Origin of the sequence: Halomonas sp. IOP_31, from assembly GCF_021151495.1 — a bacterium.
Lineage (GTDB): Bacteria > Pseudomonadota > Gammaproteobacteria > Pseudomonadales > Halomonadaceae > Modicisalibacter > Modicisalibacter zincidurans.
The window spans coordinates 54,540-74,753 of sequence record NZ_JAIRBP010000005.1; the positions used below are offsets into that span (position 1 = coordinate 54,540).

Annotated in this window: 22 protein-coding genes, 2 tRNA genes and 1 pseudogene; 11 read left to right on the forward strand and 14 right to left on the reverse strand. The window is 65.9% G+C overall.

What is annotated here, in order from left to right; all coding sequences use genetic code 11:
• Window positions 1-110 precede the first annotated feature (110 nt).
• The 8 genes and pseudogenes from K7I12_RS04475 (at window position 111) to murB (ending at window position 6,215) form a co-directional block, all read left to right on the forward strand.
• Window positions 111-764: a MotA/TolQ/ExbB proton channel family protein gene (locus K7I12_RS04475; RefSeq protein ID WP_231663177.1), complete on the forward strand. Its 654-nt coding sequence runs from the start codon at window positions 111-113 to the stop codon at window positions 762-764.
• Window positions 761-1,192: an ExbD/TolR family protein gene (locus K7I12_RS04480; protein WP_031383914.1), complete on the forward strand. Its 432-nt coding sequence runs from the start codon at window positions 761-763 to the stop codon at window positions 1,190-1,192. Before K7I12_RS04475 ends, K7I12_RS04480 begins: the two co-directional genes overlap by 4 nt.
• Window positions 1,189-2,931 (forward strand): lipid A export permease/ATP-binding protein MsbA, encoded by a 1,743-nt coding sequence (msbA, locus tag K7I12_RS04485; RefSeq protein ID WP_031383913.1) that lies wholly within the window; start codon window positions 1,189-1,191, stop codon window positions 2,929-2,931. The genes K7I12_RS04480 and msbA overlap by 4 nt, the downstream gene beginning before the upstream one ends.
• Entirely contained in the window at window positions 2,928-3,944 is a 1,017-nt protein-coding gene (lpxK, locus tag K7I12_RS04490) for a tetraacyldisaccharide 4'-kinase (RefSeq protein WP_031383912.1), read from the forward strand. Before msbA ends, lpxK begins: the two co-directional genes overlap by 4 nt.
• Window positions 3,937-4,161 (forward strand): Trm112 family protein, encoded by a 225-nt coding sequence (locus K7I12_RS04495; RefSeq protein ID WP_031383911.1) that lies wholly within the window; start codon window positions 3,937-3,939, stop codon window positions 4,159-4,161. Before lpxK ends, K7I12_RS04495 begins: the two co-directional genes overlap by 8 nt.
• A gap of 5 nt (window positions 4,162-4,166) precedes the next feature.
• Window positions 4,167-4,967, forward strand: a complete 801-nt coding sequence (gene kdsB, locus K7I12_RS04500) for a 3-deoxy-manno-octulosonate cytidylyltransferase (protein ID WP_051907613.1) — start codon at window positions 4,167-4,169, stop codon at window positions 4,965-4,967.
• A 52-nt stretch (window positions 4,968-5,019) separates the two neighbouring features.
• A pseudogene (locus K7I12_RS04505) lies at window positions 5,020-5,193 on the forward strand (arsenate reductase/protein-tyrosine-phosphatase family protein); the annotation flags it as partial.
• Window positions 5,194-5,198: 5 nt separating this feature from the next.
• Window positions 5,199-6,215, forward strand: a complete 1,017-nt coding sequence (murB, locus tag K7I12_RS04510; RefSeq protein WP_231663180.1) for a UDP-N-acetylmuramate dehydrogenase — start codon at window positions 5,199-5,201, stop codon at window positions 6,213-6,215.
• Window positions 6,216-6,284: 69 nt separating this feature from the next.
• Here the strand turns inward: murB and K7I12_RS04515 are convergent.
• From K7I12_RS04515 to K7I12_RS04555, 9 genes are all read right to left on the reverse strand, one after another.
• A tRNA-Met gene (locus K7I12_RS04515) sits at window positions 6,285-6,361 on the reverse strand.
• Between the two features lie 70 nt (window positions 6,362-6,431).
• The gene (ychF, locus tag K7I12_RS04520) at window positions 6,432-7,523 is read right to left on the reverse strand and encodes a redox-regulated ATPase YchF (RefSeq protein ID WP_031383907.1); all 1,092 of its coding nucleotides are present in this window, start codon (window positions 7,521-7,523) and stop codon (window positions 6,432-6,434) included.
• 185 nt (window positions 7,524-7,708) lie between these two features.
• Window positions 7,709-8,293 carry an aminoacyl-tRNA hydrolase gene (pth, locus tag K7I12_RS04525; RefSeq protein WP_031383906.1) on the reverse strand — a complete coding sequence of 195 codons (585 nt, stop codon included), beginning with the start codon at window positions 8,291-8,293 and terminating at the stop codon, window positions 7,709-7,711.
• A gap of 38 nt (window positions 8,294-8,331) precedes the next feature.
• Entirely contained in the window at window positions 8,332-8,991 is a 660-nt protein-coding gene (locus K7I12_RS04530) for a 50S ribosomal protein L25/general stress protein Ctc (RefSeq protein ID WP_031383905.1), read from the reverse strand.
• Between the two features lie 128 nt (window positions 8,992-9,119).
• Window positions 9,120-10,061 carry a ribose-phosphate pyrophosphokinase gene (locus tag K7I12_RS04535; protein WP_201448188.1) on the reverse strand — a complete coding sequence of 314 codons (942 nt, stop codon included), beginning with the start codon at window positions 10,059-10,061 and terminating at the stop codon, window positions 9,120-9,122.
• A 62-nt stretch (window positions 10,062-10,123) separates the two neighbouring features.
• Window positions 10,124-10,198, reverse strand: a tRNA-Gln gene (locus K7I12_RS04540).
• 70 nt (window positions 10,199-10,268) lie between these two features.
• Window positions 10,269-11,132, reverse strand: coding sequence for a 4-(cytidine 5'-diphospho)-2-C-methyl-D-erythritol kinase (ispE, locus tag K7I12_RS04545; protein WP_031383903.1), 864 nt, complete (start codon window positions 11,130-11,132; stop codon window positions 10,269-10,271).
• Window positions 11,125-11,739, reverse strand: a complete 615-nt coding sequence (gene lolB / locus K7I12_RS04550) for a lipoprotein insertase outer membrane protein LolB (protein ID WP_031383902.1) — start codon at window positions 11,737-11,739, stop codon at window positions 11,125-11,127. The genes ispE and lolB overlap by 8 nt, the downstream gene beginning before the upstream one ends.
• A gap of 4 nt (window positions 11,740-11,743) precedes the next feature.
• On the reverse strand, window positions 11,744-13,474 hold the full coding sequence (locus K7I12_RS04555; RefSeq protein WP_031383901.1) for a tetratricopeptide repeat protein: 1,731 nt from the start codon (window positions 13,472-13,474) through the stop codon (window positions 11,744-11,746).
• A gap of 207 nt (window positions 13,475-13,681) precedes the next feature.
• Between K7I12_RS04555 and K7I12_RS04560 the strand changes: the two genes are divergently transcribed.
• The 3 genes from K7I12_RS04560 (at window position 13,682) to K7I12_RS04570 (ending at window position 15,523) form a co-directional block, all read left to right on the forward strand.
• Window positions 13,682-14,011, forward strand: a complete 330-nt coding sequence (locus tag K7I12_RS04560) for a DUF1820 family protein (RefSeq protein WP_031383900.1) — start codon at window positions 13,682-13,684, stop codon at window positions 14,009-14,011.
• 208 nt (window positions 14,012-14,219) lie between these two features.
• On the forward strand, window positions 14,220-14,852 hold the full coding sequence (locus K7I12_RS04565; RefSeq protein WP_031383899.1) for a TIGR04211 family SH3 domain-containing protein: 633 nt from the start codon (window positions 14,220-14,222) through the stop codon (window positions 14,850-14,852).
• A gap of 35 nt (window positions 14,853-14,887) precedes the next feature.
• Window positions 14,888-15,523 (forward strand): thiopurine S-methyltransferase, encoded by a 636-nt coding sequence (locus K7I12_RS04570; RefSeq protein ID WP_231663181.1) that lies wholly within the window; start codon window positions 14,888-14,890, stop codon window positions 15,521-15,523.
• A 66-nt stretch (window positions 15,524-15,589) separates the two neighbouring features.
• Here K7I12_RS04570 and K7I12_RS04575 read toward each other — a convergent pair whose 3' ends face one another.
• The 5 genes from K7I12_RS04575 to cysP form a co-directional block, all read right to left on the reverse strand.
• Window positions 15,590-16,192 carry a YajG family lipoprotein gene (locus tag K7I12_RS04575; protein ID WP_231663183.1) on the reverse strand — a complete coding sequence of 201 codons (603 nt, stop codon included), beginning with the start codon at window positions 16,190-16,192 and terminating at the stop codon, window positions 15,590-15,592.
• 139 nt (window positions 16,193-16,331) lie between these two features.
• Complete coding sequence (locus K7I12_RS04580) at window positions 16,332-17,429, reverse strand: sulfate/molybdate ABC transporter ATP-binding protein (RefSeq protein ID WP_231663185.1); 1,098 nt, start codon at window positions 17,427-17,429, stop codon at window positions 16,332-16,334.
• Window positions 17,426-18,253: a sulfate ABC transporter permease subunit CysW gene (cysW, locus tag K7I12_RS04585; protein ID WP_231663187.1), complete on the reverse strand. Its 828-nt coding sequence runs from the start codon at window positions 18,251-18,253 to the stop codon at window positions 17,426-17,428. Before cysW ends, K7I12_RS04580 begins: the two co-directional genes overlap by 4 nt.
• Window positions 18,253-19,110, reverse strand: coding sequence for a sulfate ABC transporter permease subunit CysT (cysT, locus tag K7I12_RS04590; protein WP_231663189.1), 858 nt, complete (start codon window positions 19,108-19,110; stop codon window positions 18,253-18,255). Before cysT ends, cysW begins: the two co-directional genes overlap by 1 nt.
• Window positions 19,107-20,129 (reverse strand): thiosulfate ABC transporter substrate-binding protein CysP, encoded by a 1,023-nt coding sequence (gene cysP, locus K7I12_RS04595; RefSeq protein WP_231663191.1) that lies wholly within the window; start codon window positions 20,127-20,129, stop codon window positions 19,107-19,109. Before cysP ends, cysT begins: the two co-directional genes overlap by 4 nt.
• Between the last annotated feature and the right edge of the window lie 85 nt (window positions 20,130-20,214).

The window sequence follows — 20,214 nt, forward strand, 5'->3', positions numbered from 1 at the left end:
AGCTGCGTTCGGGGTGGTTGCGTTCGGACCCGTGTGGGTGGCTCTCGAGGAACAGGCAGGGCAATGATGGAGCCGCGGATAGATCGGCTGATGACCGGGAGATGGGCTGAATGAACATGTACGACGCTTTACTGGCCGGCGGCCTGTTGATGCTGCCCCTCGTGGGCTGCTCACTGTTCGCGACGCTGATCATCCTCGAGCGGTTGTGGAGCCTGCGCATTGCGCGGATCGCTCCGCCACATCTTGGCCAGGAGGTCTGCGAGCTGATCCAGCAGGGGCAGGTCAACCTCTACTGGCTGGAGAGCCACTCGCCACTCGGCGGCATTCTCGCGGCGGGGCTGCGCAATGCCCGGCTGGGTCAGGACCAGGTACGCGCCCGGCTCCAGGAGGCGGCGACCGCGGTGATCCACGACATGGAGCGCTTTCTCAGTCCGCTGGGGACGATCGCCTCGATCACCCCGCTGATCGGTCTGCTGGGCACGGTGGTGGGGATGATCCAGGTCTTCGCGGTGATCGTTTCCGCCGAGGGCGCCGAACAGACCGCCGAGCTCGCCGGCGGCATCTCCCAGGCCTTGGTGACTACTGCCGCAGGGCTGACCGTGGCGATTCCGGCCTTGATGTTCCACCGCTATTTTCAGCGGCGCGTCGAGGACATCACGGTACGCATGGAGGAGCAGGCCGGGCAGGTGGTCGAGTTTCTCGCCCATCATGGCAGCGAGCTGACACTGGCCGAGCGGCGCGACCTGCGTGGAGCGCGCCCATGAAGTTCGCTCGACGCCACCGGGAGCCGGCAGAGGTCAATCTCACGCCGCTGATCGACGTGGTATTCCTGCTGTTGATTTTCTTCATGGTCTCGACCACCTTCGAGACGCGCGAGGCGCTGGAGCTGACGCTGCCGGCGAGTGAGAGTGGTGCACCCGTCAGCGCTTCGCCGGTGACCGTGGTGGTGACCCGCGGCGGCGACTACCGGCTGGACGGTCGAACCTTCACGGCCACCGAGATGCTGCGCCAGGCGCTGAGTGAACGCGCCGGCGTGGCCCGCGAACAGGGGCTGGTGGTGGAAGCCGACGGTCAGGCCAGCCACGCGGCGGTGGTCGGAGCCCTCGACCAGGCGGCCGCGCTGGGTATCCAACGCGTGCGCATCGCTACCCGCGCGCCGTCAGAACCTCTCAACCAAGCGGAGACGCCGTGACCCAAGCAACCAGCTGGACCCTCTATCGGCGCTTGATCGGCTATGTGCGCCCGTACTGGAAGTACTTCACTGCGGCGTTCGTCGGCTACGCAATCTACGCCGCCTCGAGTACTGCGCTGGCCGAGATGATGAAGCGCCTGATCGAGGGCATTCAAAATCCCGATGCCGCTTTTCGGCTATTCCTGCCGCTGTTCGTGATCGGCATGTTCGCGCTGCGCGGCGTGGGGACCTTTCTCGGCACTTTCTACATGAGTAACGTGGCGCGTAACGTGGTGCATTCGCTGCGTTGCAGCGTGTTCAATCACATGCTCCACCTGCCCGGGCGCTTCTTCGACTCGCACTCGAGCGGGCACCTGATCTCGCGGGTCACCTATCACGTCGAGCAGGTCACCGGCGCAGCGACCAATGCGATCACCATCATCCTTCGTGAAGGCCTGTTCGTGATCGGTCTGATCGGCTATCTGCTGTGGACCAACTGGCTGCTGACCATGCTGTTTCTCACCGTGACGCCGCTGATCGGGCTGGCGGTGAGTTATGCCAGCAAGCGTTTCCGGCGCATCTCGCGACGCATCCAGCACTCGATGGGGGACGTCACCCATGTTGCCTCCGAGGCGCTGACCGGCTACAAGGTGGTGCGCACCCACGGTGCCGAGGACTACGAGAAGCGCCGCTTCGCCGCCGCCAGCGCCTATAACCGCGATCAGAGCCTCAAGGAAGCGCTGACCAAGGCGACCAGCACGCCGATCATCCAGTTGCTGGTGGCGATGGCGCTGGCCGGCCTGGTGTGGCTGGCGATGGCGCCGAGCCTGATGGCCAACATGACGCCCGGCGAATTCGTCGCCTTCATCACTGCTGCTGCGTTGATGGCCAATCCAATCAAGCAGCTCACCGACATCAACTCGGTCATCCAGAAGGGCCTGGCGGCCGCCAGCGAGCTGTTTCGCCTGCTCGAGGTGCCGGTCGAGATCGATGAAGGGCGGCGCGAGCCCGCGGCAATCGCCGGACGAGTCGCCTTCGAGGGCGTGCATTTCGCCTACGGCGACGATCAGCCCGACGTGCTCAAGGGCATCGATCTGCACGTCGAGGCTGGCGAGATGATCGCCATCGTCGGCCGCTCGGGTAGCGGCAAGTCGACACTGGTCAATCTATTGCCGCGCTTCTATCGGCCGACCCGGGGCCGCGTGACGATCGATGAGGTGGCCGTCGAGGACTATCGCCTGTCGCCGCTGCGTCGTCAGATCGCGCTGGTCTCGCAGCAGGTGACGCTGTTCAATGCCTCGGTCGCCGCCAACATCGCCTACGGCGTGCCCGATGCCGATCGCGAGGCGGTCGAGGTCGCGGCGCGGGCGGCCTATGCCGACGAATTCATCGCCCAATTGCCGCAGGGCTACGACACCGTGGTCGGCGACAACGGCGTGATGCTGTCCGGCGGCCAACGCCAGCGCCTGGCGATCGCCCGGGCGATCTTCAAGGACTCTCCATTGCTGGTGCTGGATGAAGCGACCTCGGCGCTGGACAGCGAATCCGAGCGCTACATCCAGCGTGCGCTGGAGGAGGTCTGCCGCGGACGCACCACCTTCGTCATCGCCCACCGCCTGTCGACCATCGAGCGCGCCGATCGTATCCTGGTGATGGAGCAGGGCCGGATCGTCGAGAGTGGCAGCCACAGCGAGCTGCTCGAGCGCGAGGGCGCCTACGCGTCGCTCTACCGGCTGCAGTTTCAGGAAGCGGCGGCATGAGTCGGCTGAGCGAGGCCTGGTATCGCGACGCCGCCTGGCTGCAGACGCTGCGACCCCTGGCCTGGCTTTACCGCCAGGTGGTCGGCGCCCGCCAGCGAGCCTACGCGGCAGGACGCAAGACCCGGTGGCGCTCGCCGGTGCCGGTGATCGTGGTCGGCAACCTGACCCTGGGCGGCACCGGCAAGTCGCCGCTGGTCGCCTGGCTGGCGCGCTGGCTGGCGGAGCAGGGCTGGCAGCCGGGCATCGTCTCGCGCGGTTACGGCGGCGATGCGCCGCGTTATCCGCTGTACGTCAACGTCGACAGCGATGCCGCGCAGAGCGGCGACGAGCCGTTGATGCTCGCCCAGCAGACCGGGCTGGCGGTGGTGGTCGATCCCGATCGCCCGCGCGGCGCGCGCAAGCTGATCGCCGCCGGTTGCGATATCGTGATCGCCGACGACGGCCTGCAGCATCTGGCGCTGGGCCGCGATATCGAACTGGTGGTGGTCGACGGCGCGCGCGGCTTCGGCAACGGCCATTGCCTGCCGGCGGGGCCGTTGCGCGAGCCGCTGGAGCGTCTGCGCACGGTCGACGCGGTAATAATCAACGGCGCGCCGACGGTGGCGGGCTTGCCGACCGGCGGGTATGCCATGACGCTGGCGCCGGCGCGCTGGCGGCATCTCACCGACGGCGTCTGCTATCCGGTCGAGCAGCTGCCGTTCGCCGGGCGTGTGCACGCGCTGGCGGGGATCGGCCATCCGCCGCGTTTCTTCGCCACGCTCGCGGCGCTGGGCGTCGAGCACGACGCCCATCCGTTGCCCGACCATCATCGCTATAGCGCCGGCGATCTGTGCTTCGCCGACAATCGTCCGGTGGTGATGACCGCCAAGGACGCCGTCAAGTGCCGACGGTTCGCCAATCAGCGCTGCTGGGCGCTGGATGTCGAGGCCCGGCCGGAGCCGGCATTCGTCGCCTGGCTGCGCGACCGGCTCGAAACCCTACAACCCGCGACCTGCGAGGTAACTCATGGATAAGGAACTGCTGGCCATGCTGGTCTGCCCGCTTTGCCAGGGCAAGCTCAAGTACGACCGCCAGCGCGGCGAACTCAAGTGCCACTTCGATGGCCTGGCGTACCCGATCCGCGACGACATCCCGGTGATGCTCGAGGAAGAAGCGCGCGTCATGGATGTCGACGAGAAGCTCCACAAGCGCGCCGGCCCCGGCGATGCGCAACCGGGGGCAGCGTCTTGAGTCGGATCGCAAGTCAGGACGTGGGCGAAGCCGCCGAGCACTTTGTGGTGGTGATTCCGGCCCGCTACGGTTCCAGCCGCCTGCCGGGCAAGCCGCTGCTCGACATCGCCGGCCAGCCGATGGTGGTGCGTGTCTGGCAGCAGGCGATCGCCAGCGGCGCGGGGCGGGTGGTGGTGGCCACCGACGACGCGCGCATCCTGCGGGCGGTGGAGGCCGCCGGCGGCGAGGCGCTGATGACCCGCGTCGACCACCCTTCGGGCACCGACCGGCTCGCCGAGGTCGCCGAGACGCTGGGGCTTTCCGCCGAGACCATCGTGGTCAACGTGCAGGGCGACGAGCCGCTGTTGCCGCCCTCGGCCATCGCTCAGGTGGCGCTCAGGCTGGGCGACGACGCCGAAGCTTCGATCGCCACGCTGGCCGAGCCGATCAGCGACATCGAGACGCTGTTCAACCCCAATGTGGTCAAGGTGGTGCGCGACATCCACGGCCGGGCGCTGTACTTTTCCCGGGCGCCGATTCCTTGGAATCGAGAGGCCTGGGACCGCGAGCAATTCGCTGCACGCCCCGAGGCCTTGGCGACCGATGCCTGGCTGCGTCACCTCGGGCTCTACGCCTACCGTGCCGATTTTCTGGCCGCCTACGTCGACTGGCTGCCGAGCCCGCTGGAGCAGTTGGAGCAGCTCGAGCAGTTGCGCGCCCTGCATCACGGCCGGCACATCCAGGTGGGCCTGGCTCGCCAGGCCCACCCGGCGGGCGTCGACAGCGTCGAGGATCTCGAGCGCGTACGCGGCCTCTTCGCAGGCTAGCCGCCAGGCTGCAGCGTTTCTTTCGCACTAGTCGCCGAGGCTCCAGGTCATGATCCGCGTACCGTTCGTCTGTCTGGGCAATATCTGCCGTTCATCCACCATCGAAGGCGTGCTGCGCGCGCGGCTCGCCGCCGCTGGCCTGGACCGGCAGGTCGAGGTCGATTCCTGCGGGATCGGCGATTGGCATGCCGGCAAGGGCCCGGATCGTCGCGCGCTCGAGGCGGCGCCGCGATGATTCGTCACGATGTCGACCTCGGTGCGGCCAATACCCTGGGGCTGGCGTGCCGCGCCGAGCGTTTCGCCGCGCTCGCCGATCTCGACGAGGCGCGGCGGGTGCTTGGCGAGGCGCGCCGCAATGGCTGGCCGGTCAGCGTGCTGGGCGGCGGCAGCAATTTGATTCTGCGTCCCTGGCTGCCGGGGCTGGTAGTGCAGGCCGAGTTCGCCGACTGGTGGCTGGAAGCGCTCGACGCGAAGACGCTGCGCGTGCATGTCGAAGCCGGCATGAACTGGCATGCGTTGGTCCAAGCGCTGGCGGCGCACGAGCTGTGGGGAACCGAGAACCTGGCGCTGATACCCGGGCGCGTCGGCGCGGCGCCGATCCAGAACATCGGTGCCTATGGCGTCGAGCTCGCCGATCTGCTGGAGAGCGTGCACCTTATGTATCTCGACGACGGGCGCGAGGCGGTCCTGAGTCGCGACGAGTGCGCCTTCGGCTATCGCGACAGTGTCTTCAAGCACGCCCTCGACGGCCGGGTGCTGATTACCCGACTGGTGCTGCGCCTGTCCACCCGACCGGCGCCGCGGTTCGATTATGGCGATCTGGCCGCGCGGCTGAGCCCTTCGCCCAGCGCCAGCGAGGTGGTCGCCGCGGTCAGTCAGGTGCGCCGCGAGAAACTGCCCGACCCTGCGCTGCTCGGCAATGCCGGGAGCTTCTTCAAGAACCCGGTGGTCGCGGCCGAGCGCGCCCAGGCCTTGCTGGCCGAGTATCCGACGATGCCGCATTTCCCGCTCGGCGATGGGCGCGTCAAGCTGGCCGCCGGCTGGCTGATCGACCAATGCGGCCTCAAGGGGCTGCGAGAAGGGCATGTCGGCGTTCATGATCGCCAGGCGCTGGTGCTGGTGCACCACGGAGGGGGCAGCGTCGATGAGCTGCTGGCGCTGGCGAATCGCGTCGCCGCCACCATCGTCGAGCGCTTCGGGGTGACGCTGGAGCGCGAGCCGCGCCTGCTGGGCAGGGCATTGCCGTAAGCGCTGTCCATCAGGGCGGGAGGCAACGAAGACGCCTCGTCGGCGAACCGGCGAGGCGTCTGGTATAACTGGTGGCTACGCCCTGATTCGAACAGGGGACCCCATCATTATGAGTGATGTGCTCTAACCAGCTGAGCTACGTAGCCCTTCAACGGAGGCGAATATTACCCATAACACCTTGAGGTGTCAACGTTATCCGTACGAACAGCCGGGTGTTCAGACATTGAAGCGGAAGTGCACCACATCGCCGTCCTTGATCACGTACTCCTTGCCCTCGAGACGCCACTTGCCGGCCTCCTTGGCGCCGGCTTCGCCGCCCAGCGCAACGAAGTCCTTGTAGCCGACCACCTCGGCACGGATGAAGCCCTTCTGGAAATCGGTATGAATCACCCCGGCGGCCTCCGGCGCGGTGGCACCGACCTTGACCGTCCAGGCGCGCACTTCCTTGACCCCGGCGGTGAAATAGGTCTGCAGGCCGAGCAGGCTGTAGCCGGCGCGGATCACCCGGTCCAGGCCGGGCTCGCTCATGCCCATCTCGTCGAGGAACAGGCCGCGCTCCTCGGCGTCGAGTTCGGCGATCTCGGCTTCGAGCTGGTTGCACACCGGCACCACCACGGCGCCTTCCTCGGCGGCGATTTCGCGGACCACGTCGAGATAGGGATTGGTCTCGAAGCCGTCCTCGTTGACGTTGGCGATGTACATGGTCGGCTTGAGGGTCAGAAAGCCGAAACTCTTGACCTGGCGCTTGTCCTCGTCGGAAAGACCGAAGCTTCTCAGCGGCTGGCCCTCGGCGAGGTGTGGCTGGATGCGGTCGAGTACCGCCTTGGTGGCGGTGGCGTCCTTGTCGCCGCCCTTGACCGCGCGCGCCAGGCGCTGGCTGGCGCGCTCGACGGTATCCAGGTCGGCCAGCGCGAGCTCCATGTTGATGATCTCGATGTCGGCGCGGGGATCGACCTGGTTGGCGACATGGATGACGTTGTCGTTGTCGAAGCAGCGCACCACATGGGCGATCGCCTCGGTCTCGCGGATATTGGCGAGGAACTGGTTGCCGAGACCTTCGCCCTTGGAGGCGCCGGCGACCAGCCCGGCGATATCGACGAACTCCATGGTGGTCGGAATCACCTTCTCGGGCTTGACGATCTCGGCCAGCTTGTCGAGGCGCGGGTCGGGCATCGGCACGATGCCGGTATTCGGTTCGATGGTGCAGAACGGGAAATTCTCGGCGTCGATACCCGACTTGGTCAATGCATTGAAGAGCGTGGACTTGCCGACGTTGGGCAGGCCGACGATGCCGCAATTGAAACCCATGATGTGGTCCTGAAGATGCAGAAAGGCGTGAACGCAATGGCGGGTATTCTACGGGAAATGAGCTGTAAGCTGTAAGCCGTAAGAAACCCAAAACCCGGACCATTGCCTTGTATGGCGTCTCGTCCTGATTCCGTTGGTTTTTCTTCCAGCTTAAAGCTTCAAGCTTATGGCTACGCTTTTCAGCCTCAGGCGGAAAAGCTGTGCAGGCGATTCATGGCCTTGGCCCAGTCGCCGCCCAGGGCGTCGGGTAGCGTGCGAAGGCACTCGTCGAGCGCGGCATCGATGGCCTGGCGTTCGGCCTTGCCGGGCCGCCCCAGCACATAGTTGGTGACCTGCTTGGCGTCGCCGGGGTGGCCGATGCCGATGCGCAGGCGATGGAAGGCATTGCTGTTGCCCAGCGCGCTGATGGTGTCGCGCAGCCCGTTGTGGCCGCCATGACCGCCGCCGGTCTTGTAGCGAGCGGTGCCGGGATCGATGTCCAGCTCGTCATGGGCGACGAGCAACTCGTCGGGGGCGAGCTTGAAGAACTGGCAAAGCGCGGCGACAGCCGCGCCGCTGCGGTTCATGAAGGTGGTCGGATTGAGCAGGTGCAGATCGCGTCCGGCGTAGTGGATCTTGGCGTATTCGCCGAGGAACTTCTTCTCCATGCGCAGCGGCGTGTGGCTGTCGCGCGCCAGGGCTTCGACCAGCCAGGCACCCGCATTGTGCCTGGTTTCGGCGTAGTTCGCGCCTGGATTGCCCAGGCCGATGATCGCTTTGACGTGGCTCATGCAGGTGCCTTGCTGGTTGCGTCCCGGACAGGTGCCGATTACTCGGACTTGTCCTTGCTCTGTTCTTCGCCGCTCTCGTCCTGCACTGTGTCTTCTTCCTCTTCATCGGCAGCAGCGACTGTCGGACGGGTGATGCTGGCCACACCGGCATCATGCTCTTCGCCGTGAGACAGCTCGACCAGCGTCACGCCCTGCGGCAGCTTGAGATCGGACAGGTGCAGGGTGTCGCCGATAGCGAGTTCCGCAATGTCGACTTCCAGATATTCCGGAAGGTCCTTCGGCAAGCAGCTGACTTCGACTTCATTGGCCAGTACGTGCAACACGCCGGTCTTTTCCTTGATGCTCTGGTTGCTGTCTTCGCCGATCACATGCAGCGGCACGTTGAGTGTCATCTCATGCGTCGCGTCGACACGCAGGAAGTCGGCGTGAGTGACCAGTGCCTTGAAGGGATGGCGCTGCAGGTCACGGACGACGACCTGTTCCTTGGCGCCATCGACATCGATGTTGATGATCGATGAGAAGAACGCCTCTTCCTCGATCGCCTTGTAGAAGGCCGGCTTGTCGATGGTGATCGGCTGCGGTGCCTTTTCGCCGCCATAGATGATGGCAGCGACCTGCTGGTTCTCACGACGCAGGCGGCGGCTCGCACCTTTCCCCAGGTCGTGACGAACATTGGCGGTGAGTTGATAATCGGACATTGATGTAACCTCGCGGGTTTGAAATAAGGAAATCGCCATCGCCCGCGACCAGACGATGGCGTTTCCGGTAGCGCCTCGCGGCGCACGTATCCGAGGCAAATGCCTCAACGCGGTGTTCCCGAAATTGCTCAGTGGAACATCGCGCTTACGGATTCTTCGTTGCTGACTCGGCGGATCGCCTCGGCGATCAGCCCGGCAACCGACAGCTGGCGGATCTTGCCGCTGCGCCGCGCGGTTTCGGACAGCGGAATGGTATCGGCCACGACGAGTTCGTCAAGCACCGATCCGCTGATGTTGTCGACCGCGGGACCGGACAGGATCGGGTGCGTGGCGTAGGCGACGACGCGACGGGCGCCGTGATCCTTGAGCGCTTCGGCAGCCTTGCACAGCGTGCCGGCGGTATCGACCATGTCGTCGACCACCACGCAGGTGCGGTCCTCGATCTCGCCGATGATGTGCATCACCTGGGCGTGATTGGCTTGTGGACGGCGCTTGTCGATGATCGCCAGGTCGGCATTGAGCTGCTTGGCGATGGCGCGCGCGCGCACCACGCCGCCGACGTCCGGCGAGACGACGACCAGGTCGTCGTAATTCTGGCGCTCGATGTCGTCGAGCAGGATCGGCGAGCCATAGACGTTGTCGACGGGCACGTCGAAGAAACCCTGAATCTGATCGGCGTGCAGGTCCATGGTCATCACCCGGTCGACGCCGGCCTTGACCATCACGTCGGCGACCACCTTGGCCGAGATCGGCACGCGGGCCGAGCGTACCCGGCGGTCCTGACGGGCATAGCCGAAGTAGGGCACCACGGCGGTGATCCGCGCAGCGGACGCGCGGCGCAGCGCGTCCACCATGAAGATCAGTTCCATCAGATTGTCGTTGGTCGGGGCGCAAGTGGACTGCAGGATGAAGACGTCCTTGCCGCGAACGTTCTCGTTGATCTCGACCGCGATTTCGCCATCGCTGAACTGGCCGACCGTGGCATGTCCCAGCCGGTTGTCGAGTGCCTCGGCAACCTTGCGGGCGAGTTCGGGATTGGCGTTCCCGGCGAAAACCATCAATTTAGACACGCGCAGCCACCTTTGGAGTCTTCAGGGATCTCTGGAGCGGATTGAGCACTCGCGCAGGGAAATGGCTGGGGTACCAGGATTCGAACCTGGGAATGGCGGCACCAGAAGCCGCTGCCTTACCACTTGGCGATACCCCAGTAACCGTGCCCTTCACTAGCCGGCGACGCGCTGCGTCGCCGGCTTACCGCCTTGATCATGAAGCTGAGATCAGCGTCCCGATCGAGGCAGGCCCAGCGCCTGATGGAGGGGGGACGTGTTGCGACCGCGCGCCTTGAAGGCATGCCAGCCCTCGTCAACACGGGCGAGTATGCTATCGGCCTGGTCCTCGTGCGTCAATCGGCAAAAGACGCAGGCACCGGTTCCGGTCAGCAGGCTCGGGGCGAAGTCGGACAGCCAATCGAGCGCTTCGCCCACGCCCGGATAGAGCCGGCGCACGGTCGGCTGACAATCGTTGCGCCAGGCGTGCGGCCCCTCCTGCAGGGCGCGCGTCATACTAATGGGGAGGCTGTCGCGTGTCAATTGCGACGCCCCGAATACCGCGGGCGTGGCGATCTCGACCCCGGGATGAACGATCACGAACCAGGGGGTGTCGAGTTCGACCGGCGTCAGCCGCTCGCCGATGCCTTCGGCCCAGGCGGCGTGGCCGTGGACGAATACCGGCACATCGGCGCCCAGGCGCAGGCCCAGCTCGGCGAGTGCCTCCAGCGATACGGAAAGCTTCCAGAGGCGGGCCAGGCCGAGCAGGGTGGTGGCGGCGTTCGAGCTTCCCCCGCCCAATCCGCCGCCCATCGGCAGGCGCTTGGTCAGGGCGATGTCGGCGCCAAGGCGACAGCCGCTGCGCTCCTGGAGCAGCCGTGCCGCGCGCACGATCAGGTTGGTCTCATGATCGACCCCCGGCAGCGCCGGCGTCAGCGTGATCCGCTGGTCCTCGCGACGTCTCAGCTTCAGCGTATCGCCGTGATCGAGAAACTGGAACAGCGTCTGCAGCTCATGATAGCCGTCCGCGCGGCGGCCGGTGATATGCAGCAGCCGATTGAGCTTGGCCGGCGCCGGCAGGCTGAGCTCAGCCATCGCCGGGTTCCGCGGCGCCCGGTTGCCACTCGTTGACAACCAGCGTGGCGCGCCAGTCGGCGAAGCTCATCACCATGCGCCGCGGCAGCCACAAGTCATCCGCCTGGGTCCAGTCACGGTAGTCGATCACCCAGCCGGCCTGGCGCAGGCGCTGGGGGAAATTCAGCGCATCGCGGGTCAACTGGTATTCGACGATCGGCGACGGCAGTCCGCGCACCCAGTTGTCGAGCGCCGAGATCGGCAACGACCAGCCGAGCTGTTGCTCCATCAGTTGCTCGGGCGTATCGGCTGCGTAGCGACCCTCGCCGGTGGTCAACACCACGCCGTCAGGGCCGCCTTCGAGCACGCTGCGTCCGGCGCCGAACGGGCCGCTGATCAGCATGCGGTAACGCCCGGCGCGCTGCGTCCAGTCGAGGTTGGCGCTTTGCGCGTCGTTCGGCGTGCGCAGGCCCAGCTTGCCGGCCAGGCGCCAGCTGTCCAGTGCCTCGAGACGCGGCTTCTGATCGGCCCAGTCGCCCTTTTCGCGGGGTGATTCGGGAGCGGGCGACTGGCTGGCGCAGCCGGCCAGCAGCGCCAGGCCGAGAGTCATCGCGGCAAGTCGTCGCATGGCATTATTCCGTGTTGGTGATCGTCGTGGGGTCGAGTTCGGGGATGCGTTCGAGCAGCGCATCGACCCGTGGGCGCTCGGCATAGCGCTCGAGCGCCTCTTCGATCAGCGCACGCGCTTCATCGCGGCGTTCGAGTCGCCACAGCACTTCGGCCAGGTGAGCGGCGATCTCCTGGTCCGGCTGCAGACGATAAGCCTCGCGCAGGTAGGGCAACGCCTGCTGGTCGTCGCCCAGCTTGTGATAGACCCAGCCCAGGCTGTCGATGATCGCCGGGGACTCGGGTTGCAGGCGATAGGCACGCTCGATCAACTTGCGCGCTTCGTCGAGGCGCGACGTCTCGTCGGCCAGGGTATAGCCCAGCGCATTGAGTGCCATGGCATTGCGCGGCTCGCGTTCGATAATCTGACGAAGGTCGCGCTCCATGCCCGCCAGGTTGCCCTGGCGATAGCGAAACATGCTGCGGGTGAAGCGCAACGGGGTGTCGTCCGGATACCGGGTCACGGCCTGGTCGAGCAGTTGCCGGGCGGCGTCGATCCTGTCTCGCGCCTGGAGCAGATCGACTTCCAGGCCGATCAGCTCGGCGTAGGCGGTGGGATGGCGCAGGCGCTCGCTGCGCAGGAAGGTTCGCGCGTCGGCCAGGCGGCCGGTGTCGGCGAGCATCGACGCGGCGCGCTGGCGAGCCTCGATGAAGCCATCGCCGGTGGGCACCTGGCGATAGTAAAGCAGCGCATTGTCGATCTCGCCGGCCTGCTCGGCGATGCTGCCGAGCATGATGAAGGCCAGCGGCGGCGGCGTCGGCTGGCTGTCGACCAGCGCTAGCAGCAGGCGCCGGGCCGGCGCCGGATGCGCTTCCTCGAGATACAGCTGGGCCAGTGCCAGGCGCAGTTCGACGGAATCGGAATTTTTCGCGAGCAGGGTATTGATGCGCGCCTCGGCGCTTTCCACTTGATCGAGGCGCAGTTGCGCGCGGGCCAGCAGCAGGATGAAGCGGCTGTCGTCCCCGGCGTTTTCGAGTCCGCGCAGCGCGGCGTCGCGGGCATCGGTATTGCGGCCTTCCTGAAGGGCGATGCGCGCCCTTGCGAGCCACAGTCCGGCAAGTGTCGGATAGCTCTCGGCGAGCCGGTCGAGACGAGCATCGGCACGTGCGGTTTCGCCGTTGGCGGCTTCCAGCAGGGCGGTGGCGAGTGCCGCATCGGGCTGCCCATCACGGGCCTGCAGATAGCGCCGTAGGCGCTCGATCAGCGGCGCAACGTCTATTCTCTTTTTGATGGCGGCCTCGGCGAAGCCGGTCAGATCGCCCTGGCCGCCGCGCTCAGCCAGGGCCAGGCGCTGCTCGAGGCTGGCTTGCCAGTCGCCGCGCTCCAGCGCCAGGTTGGCCAGCAAGCGGGCGGGGGCTTCGGCCTGCGGCGCCAGGCGTCGCCAATGCTCGGCGGCCCGGGCCTGCAGTTGCGGGTCGTCGGTGTAGCGTGCGGCCAAGGTGGCGCGCTCGGCCAGTGCCGGCGACTCATAGCGCTCGGCGGTTTCCAGGTAGCCGCGGGCGGCGCGCTCGAAATCACCGCGCTGGCCGGCGATCTCGGCGGTCAGCAACGTCGCCAGGCTCTGGGCGTCCAGGCCCTTTTGCACCGCTGGGGCCGAGGCCAGCGGATCGGTCAGTGGCGGCGGTCGGTCGGCCAGCCCCTGGCAACCGGCCACCAGGGCCGCTGCCAGAACAGTCACAAGCAAGCGTGCGCGCATGCTTCCCTCATTCCAGAGCCGGTAGTCATCCCGTGATCATCCCTGCTGCGCGGGGTGGGGGCGTGCCGTCAGCATACCGATTCGCCGACCCCGGGCAAAGCAAAGCCTTGTGCGGGCGGCCTTCGAAGCCGCGGCGTCTGTGATATTCTTGGCGGCTTGAATGGCGCCTCGCGCCTGGCGATTTTTCATCTGCGTGACGGGAGTGGTATGGCGTCGAAATCTATCTATCGGGTGGTCTTTCACAACCAGGGGGAAATCTGGGAGCTTTATGCCCGGGAGATCTTCCAGAGCGATCTGTGGGGCTTCATCGAGCTCGAGGCGTTCGTCTTCGAGGATGTCTCGAAAGTGGTGGTCGATCCTTCGAGCGAGAAACTGCGTCGCACCTTCGATGGCGTGACCCGCAGCTATATTCCGCTGAACGCCATCGTGCGCATCGATGAAGTGGAGCGCGAGGGCACGCCCAGGGCCGTCAAAGCGGACAGCAAGGTCGCCGAATTTCCGCGACCGATGAACTTGCCACCACGGGACGATCGCTGAACGATCAAATTTTGACCGAACTGTGGCGTGGCCCGATCAGTCGCCGGGTCGATCGACAGCCATGGCGGGTTTTCCCAAGACTTATCCACAGAAAGTGTGGATGGCTGCAAAGCCCCGAAACAGGCCGGTGAAACAGGACGTGGCGGCCGCGGGGAATCGCGTGGAGTCGATGATCGAGAGCCTTCCGACAACCAGGAAGACAGTAAAAATGTACAAGATCAATAAGTTGATGGCCGGGCTGGCAGTGGGGCTGGGGCTGCTGGGAGTCGGCGAAGCTGCCTGGGCTCAGGCGGCGCAATCGACCCAGTGGGTCGCCGACGACCTGACCACGTTCGTGCGTAGTGGCCCGTCGAACGAATATCGAATCGTCGGGACCCTGTCGTCCGGTGCGGGCGTCACGGTGCTCGAGACCAACGGCGACTACAGCCGCGTGCGTGCCGGCGATGGCGACGAAGTCTGGATTCGCAGCGATCAACTGCAGGATGAACGCAGCCTGACGGAGCGCGTCCCCGAATTGCGTTCGCGAGTCGATTCGCTCAGCTCGCAGCTCGAGTCGATCAACGGCGAGTGGGAAGGGCGCGTGGCGACGATGACCGAAACGCTCGAGACGCGTCAGCAGCGTATCGCCGACCTGGAAAGCCGCAACGCCGCGCTCGACAGCCAACTGAGCCAGTCACAGGCGAGTCTGCGCCAGCTCAAGGCGCGCCTCGATACCCAGAAAGAGGACCTGTTGATGCGCTATTTCATGTATGGCGGGGGCGTGGCCGGCGCGGGGCTGGTCGTCGGCCTGCTGGTGCCCCACCTGCCGCGACGGCGGAGCAAGCGTGATCGCTGGTTCTAGTCGAAAAGCCGCCGAAGCGATGACGGGAGCGGGCGATGAGCAATGAATGGCTGGATCGCTGGAAGGAAGGCCGCATCGGTTTCCATCGCGATACCACGCACCCGGCCCTGGCGCACTACTGGCCGACACTGGGCGTCGCCCAGGCGGGCAAGGTGCTGGTGCCGCTATGCGGCAAGAGTCTCGACATGCGCTGGCTGGCCGAGCGCGGCCATCCGGTGCTGGGCATCGAGCTGGCCCGTGAAGCCGTCGAGCAGTTCGTCGCCGAAGGGCGCGGCGCTGTCTCGCGGTTTCGTCAGAATGTGTTCGATGTCTATCGTCAGGGCAGCGTCGAAGTGTGGTGCGGCGATTTCTTCCACTTTCACATCGATCAGGCGTTCGAGGTGCAGGCCTTCTACGACCGGGCCGCATTGATCGCGCTGCCGCCGGCGACGCGTCAACGTTATGCCTTTCACCTGACGCAATTGTTGCCGCCCGGGGCGCGTGGGCTGCTGGTGAGCCTGACCCAAGGTGGCGGCCCCGACCGGGGGCCGCCCTATTCGGTGGAGGCCGGCGAGGTCGAGCGGCTGCTGACGGCCAACTTCGAACTCGAACGGCTGGAGGAGACGCCAGCGGACGAGCGCGGCTGGCGCGAGCAGGTGTGGTCGCTGGTGCGTCGTGGCCCGGGCCGTTGACGCGCCGCGCGGACCGTCAGGCAGGCCCCGGTGAAGACCGGGGCGTGACTGGGTCGCCCGTGCCGGCTATTGGGCCAGCAACTGACCGATCTGCGGATCGCCGAAGGTGCGATCCAGGGCGTTGCTGAGCAGCTCGGTGACCATCTGGTTGTTCTCTTCGTAATTCGGGGTCAGGGCATAGCTCTGCTCGCGCTTGGCGGTGTAGATCCCGGTGTAGACGCTGCCCTGGTTCTCGACCACGGCCTTGAGCTTGGCGACCAGCACCGCCTTGTCGAGCATCGCCTGGGCCTCGCCTTTCTCATAGCTCAGCTGGGTCAGCGTCAGGGTCAGGCTGGGCCGGCCCTCGGCCGCCTGCGAGGTGGGCTCGAAGCCCATCCGGCGTAGCGCCGCCTCGGCCTGTTGCTGAAGCTTGGGCACCAGGGTGTAGGCGGGCACGCTGATGGTGTCGGTGGACATCCGCTTGCCGCTGCGCGTTCCGAGCACGTCGGATTCGCGACCGTCGACGGTGGCCAGCGTCACCGCCTGGCCGCTACCCACCTGAGGCAGGTTGCTGGAAACCGTCGGGCTGACGTTCAGGTATTGCGGGCTCTGCGCGCAGCCGGCCAGGAACAGCGCCGCCCCTAGCGCGGCGAGCCCGCTGGCTTGCTTGAAGATCTTGGCAATACGCATCTCGATTCATCTCCTGTTGTCGACCAATCCGGATAGCCGGCGCGCGCGTGGCGACGTTGCCCGCATCATTGCCCGCATCGTGTGGCAGTATAACCTTCGCGGCAACGACGGCGAGCGTGGCCGATCGAAGCATGCCCGATCAGGAGGAGACGAGGCTCCGGTCAGCCGGATGCAGGCCACGGCCGGTGGCGAAACGTCGCCAGCGACGCGGCTCCACGAATAGCCGTTGCCCGCGGCTGATCATCAGGCGTTCGAAATCGGCATGCCGCACGGTCGCCAGCCAGGGCTCGGCGAGCCAGTCGGCCTCGAGTTCGATGCGCACCTCGGCGCCTACCGGGGACACGGCAGTGACGCAGACCGGCAGATGAGCATGCTCGGTGGAGGCTTCGATCAGCCTGAGCTCGTGGGGTCGCATCAGCAACTCCTCACGGCCCTCGTCGAGTTCGACGGCGAGCCGCGCGGCGCCGCAGGTCAGCACGCCGTCGCGTACCTCGCCCTCGAGGCGATTGACGTCGCCGAGAAACTCGAACACGAAGCGATTGGCCGGGTTGCGGTAGAGCCTATCGGGCTCATCGATCTGCTCGATGCGGCCATTGCTCATCACCACCACGCGATCCGAGAGCTCCAGGGCTTCTTCCTGGTCGTGGGTGACGAACACGCTGGTGAAATTCAGTTCGTCGTGCAGATGACGCAGCCAGCGGCGCAGATCCTGGCGCACCTTGGCGTCAAGTGCGCCGAACGGCTCGTCGAGCAGCAGCACGTCGGGTTGCAGGGCCAGCGCCCGGGCCAGCGACACGCGCTGCTGCTGGCCGCCGGAGAGTTGCGCCGGATAGCGCTTTGCAAAATCCTCGAGCTGGACCATTTCCAGCAGCCGGTGGACCCGTGAACGGATCTCGCCGCCCGACGGACGTGTGCGGCGCGGCATGGCGGTCAGCCCGAAGGCGACGTTGTCGAACACGCTCATGTGCCGGAACAGCGCATAGTGCTGAAAGACGAAGCCGATGCGCCGATCCCGGACGTGCACCTGGGTGACGTCACGATCGCCGAAGTGAATCGACCCTGCCGGGTGGCGGTCGGGCTGCTCGAGCCCGGCGATGATCCGCAACAGGGTGGTCTTGCCCGAGCCCGAAGGGCCCAGCAGGCCGACCAGCTCGCCGTCGCCGATGTCCAGGTCGAGCGGTTCCAGCGCGGCGTTGCGATCGAAGGTCTTGGCGATGTTCTTCAGGCGGATGCTCATGCGGCAGTCTCCCGGCGCGTGGCGCGCCATTCCAGAAGGGCCTTGGCGGCCAGCGTGAACAGGGCGATCAGGGCCAGCAGCGCCGCGGCGGTGAAGGCACCGACGGTGTTGTAGTCCTGATAGAGCAGTTCGACATGCAGCGGCAGGGTATTGGTTTCGCCACGAATCGAGCCCGACACCACCGACACCGCACCAAACTCGCCCACCGCCCGGGCATTGGTCAGGATCACCCCATACAATAGCGCCCACTTGATGTTGGGCAGCGTCACGCGACGAAACAGCGTCCAGCCGGAGGCGCCCAGCGTCACCGCGGCCTCCTCCTCGCGCGAGCCCTGCGCCTGCATCAGCGGAATCAGCTCGCGGGCGACGAACGGGCTGGTGACGAAGATCGTCACCAGCACGATGCCCGGCCAGGCGAACATGATCTGGATGTCGTGACTGTCGAGCCAGCCGCCGACCCAACCGTTACGGCCATAGAGCAGCAGGTAGACCAGCCCGGCGACCACCGGCGACACCGCGAAGGGGATGTCGATGAGTGTCTGCAATAGCCGCCTTCCGGGAAAGTTGAAACGCGTCACCAGCCAGGCCAGGAACACCCCGAACATCAGGTTGACGGGAATCGTCAGCAACGTGACGAACAGCGTCAGGCCGATCGCCGCCAGGGTGTACTCGTCGCTGAGGTTGGCCCAGAACATTGCCAGCCCCGCGGCAAAGGCCTGGGCGAAGATCGCCACCAGCGGCAGCAGCAGGAACAGCGCCGCCAGGACCAGCGCCAAACCGGTCAGCAGCCGGCGGATATGCGGTGCGTCACCGATACGTTGCATCAGCCCTTGCCTCCGTGCAGCCGGCGAATGAAGCGGCCCTGCCACAGGTTCAACGCCAGCAACAGTGCCAGCGACACCGCCAGTACCACCGAGGCGATCGCCGAGGCACCCACGTAGTCGTATTCCTGCAGCTTGACGAAGATCATCAGCGAAGTGATCTCGGTCTCGTAGGGCATGTTGCCGGCAATGAAGATCACCGCGCCGAATTCGCCCAGCGAGCGCACGAAGGCCAGCCCGGTGCCGGTGACCAGCGCCGGCCACAGGTTGGGCAGGATCACCCGGCGAAACCCGCTGGCATCGCTGGCGCCCAGCGTCAGCGCGGCCTCGTCGATCTCGCTCGGCAGGTCTTCGAGGACCGGCTGCACGGTGCGCACGACGAAGGGGATGCTGGTGAAAGCCATTGCCAGGGCGATGCCCACCCAGGTGTAGGCCACCTCGATACCCAGCGGTTCGAGCAGTTGCCCCATCCAGCCGCTCGACGAATACAGCGTCGCCAGGGTGATGCCGGCGACCGCGGTGGGCAGCGCGAAGGGCAGGTCCATCAGCGCGTCCAGCAACCGTCTGCCGGGGAATTCATAGCGCACCAGCACCCAGGCCATCAGCAGCCCGAACAGCGCGTTGACCAGCGAGGCCGCCGCCGCGCCGCCGATGGTCACCAGATAACTGGCAACGACTCGCGGCTCGCTGATGATTGCCCAGTACTCGGCCAGGCTGAGACCGGCGAGCTGCCCGACCAGGCTGGTCAGCGGCAGCAGCAGGATCAACGAGACGAACGTCAGGGTAATGCCCAGCGACAGGCTGAAGCCGGGCAGCACCCGCTTGGGTGTCGACCGGCCGAGCAGTGCGGAAGCGCTCATCGGCGCTGTAGCTGGTCCAACATGCCGCCGCCAGCGAAGTGGGTGGCCATGACCTCGTCCCAGCCACCGAACACGTCTTCGACGCGCAGCAGTTCGGTCTCGGGGAACTGATCGGCGAATTCGGCCTGAACGTTCTGGTCATTGACGCGGTAGTTGAAACCGGCCAGCAGGCGCTGGGCCTCCTCGGTGTAAAGATAGTCCAGGTAGTCTCGGGCCAGCTCGAGGTTGTCGTTGCGCTCGGCATACTCCTCGACCACCGCCACCGGGAACTCGGCAAGGATGCTCACCGGCGGCACCACCACGTCGTAATCGTCCTGGCCGTATTCCTTGCGGATGTTGTTGACCTCGGACTCGAAGCTGATCAGCACGTCGCCGATGCCGCGCTCGACGAAGGTGGTGGTGGCGCCGCGGCCGCCGGTGTCGAACACCTTGACGTTGCCCAGGAACTGCTTCATGAACTCGCGGATCCTGGTCTCGTCGCCGGCGAAGGCTTGGTCGGCGTAGGCCCAGGCCGCCAGGTAGGTGTAACGGCCGTTGCCTGAGGTCTTGGGGTTGGGGAAGACGATCTCGACGTCATCGGCGACCAGGTCGTCCCAGCTGTCGATACCCTTGGGGTTGCCCTCGCGGACCAGGAACGCGGTGGTCGAATAGTAGGGCGAGGCGTTGTTGGGATACTGCTGCTGCCAGTCCTTGGCCACCAGGCCGGCGTCGGCCAGCACGTTGACGTCGGTGACCTGGTTGTAGGTCACCACGTCGGCCTTGAGCCCCTGCATGATCGCCCGGGCCTGCTTCGAGGAGCCGCCGTGAGACTGCTTGATCTCGACGCTCGCGTCGTGCTTTTGCTGCCACCAGTCGACGAACTCGGGATTGAGCGTGGCGAACAGCTCGCGGGCGATATCGTAGGAGGAGTTGAGTAACTCACGATCGGCGGCCATGGCCGGGGAAGCGATGCTGCCGGCCAGGGCGGCGGTCGCTGCCGAGGCGATGGCACCGCGGCGTAGTGCGCTCAGGAATGTCATGAAAGCTCCGGTAATAGCGGGAATGGCTGAAGGCTAATCCAGCTATTATGGAATGACAATCCTTCTGCTTATTCTTTTTTGAGAT

Excerpts from the sequence above, each read along its gene's own strand:
- K7I12_RS04475 (WP_231663177.1), top strand. The coding sequence starts at position 111 with ATGAACATGTACGACGCTTTACTGGCCGGCGGCCTGTTGATGCTGCCC.
- K7I12_RS04480 (WP_031383914.1), top strand. The coding sequence starts at position 761 with ATGAAGTTCGCTCGACGCCACCGGGAGCCGGCAGAGGTCAATCTCACG.
- lpxK (WP_031383912.1), top strand. The coding sequence starts at position 2,928 with ATGAGTCGGCTGAGCGAGGCCTGGTATCGCGACGCCGCCTGGCTGCAG.
- K7I12_RS04495 (WP_031383911.1), top strand. The coding sequence starts at position 3,937 with ATGGATAAGGAACTGCTGGCCATGCTGGTCTGCCCGCTTTGCCAGGGC.
- murB (WP_231663180.1), top strand. The coding sequence starts at position 5,199 with ATGATTCGTCACGATGTCGACCTCGGTGCGGCCAATACCCTGGGGCTG.
- ychF (WP_031383907.1), bottom strand. The coding sequence starts at position 7,523 with ATGGGTTTCAATTGCGGCATCGTCGGCCTGCCCAACGTCGGCAAGTCC.
- pth (WP_031383906.1), bottom strand. The coding sequence starts at position 8,293 with ATGAGCCACGTCAAAGCGATCATCGGCCTGGGCAATCCAGGCGCGAAC.
- K7I12_RS04530 (WP_031383905.1), bottom strand. The coding sequence starts at position 8,991 with ATGTCCGATTATCAACTCACCGCCAATGTTCGTCACGACCTGGGGAAA.
- ispE (WP_031383903.1), bottom strand. The coding sequence starts at position 11,132 with ATGGCTGAGCTCAGCCTGCCGGCGCCGGCCAAGCTCAATCGGCTGCTG.
- lolB (WP_031383902.1), bottom strand. The coding sequence starts at position 11,739 with ATGCGACGACTTGCCGCGATGACTCTCGGCCTGGCGCTGCTGGCCGGC.
- K7I12_RS04555 (WP_031383901.1), bottom strand. The coding sequence starts at position 13,474 with ATGCGCGCACGCTTGCTTGTGACTGTTCTGGCAGCGGCCCTGGTGGCC.
- K7I12_RS04560 (WP_031383900.1), top strand. The coding sequence starts at position 13,682 with ATGGCGTCGAAATCTATCTATCGGGTGGTCTTTCACAACCAGGGGGAA.
- K7I12_RS04565 (WP_031383899.1), top strand. The coding sequence starts at position 14,220 with ATGTACAAGATCAATAAGTTGATGGCCGGGCTGGCAGTGGGGCTGGGG.
- K7I12_RS04570 (WP_231663181.1), top strand. The coding sequence starts at position 14,888 with ATGAGCAATGAATGGCTGGATCGCTGGAAGGAAGGCCGCATCGGTTTC.
- K7I12_RS04575 (WP_231663183.1), bottom strand. The coding sequence starts at position 16,192 with ATGCGTATTGCCAAGATCTTCAAGCAAGCCAGCGGGCTCGCCGCGCTA.
- K7I12_RS04580 (WP_231663185.1), bottom strand. The coding sequence starts at position 17,429 with ATGAGCATCCGCCTGAAGAACATCGCCAAGACCTTCGATCGCAACGCC.
- cysW (WP_231663187.1), bottom strand. The coding sequence starts at position 18,253 with ATGCAACGTATCGGTGACGCACCGCATATCCGCCGGCTGCTGACCGGT.
- cysT (WP_231663189.1), bottom strand. The coding sequence starts at position 19,110 with ATGAGCGCTTCCGCACTGCTCGGCCGGTCGACACCCAAGCGGGTGCTG.
- cysP (WP_231663191.1), bottom strand. The coding sequence starts at position 20,129 with ATGACATTCCTGAGCGCACTACGCCGCGGTGCCATCGCCTCGGCAGCG.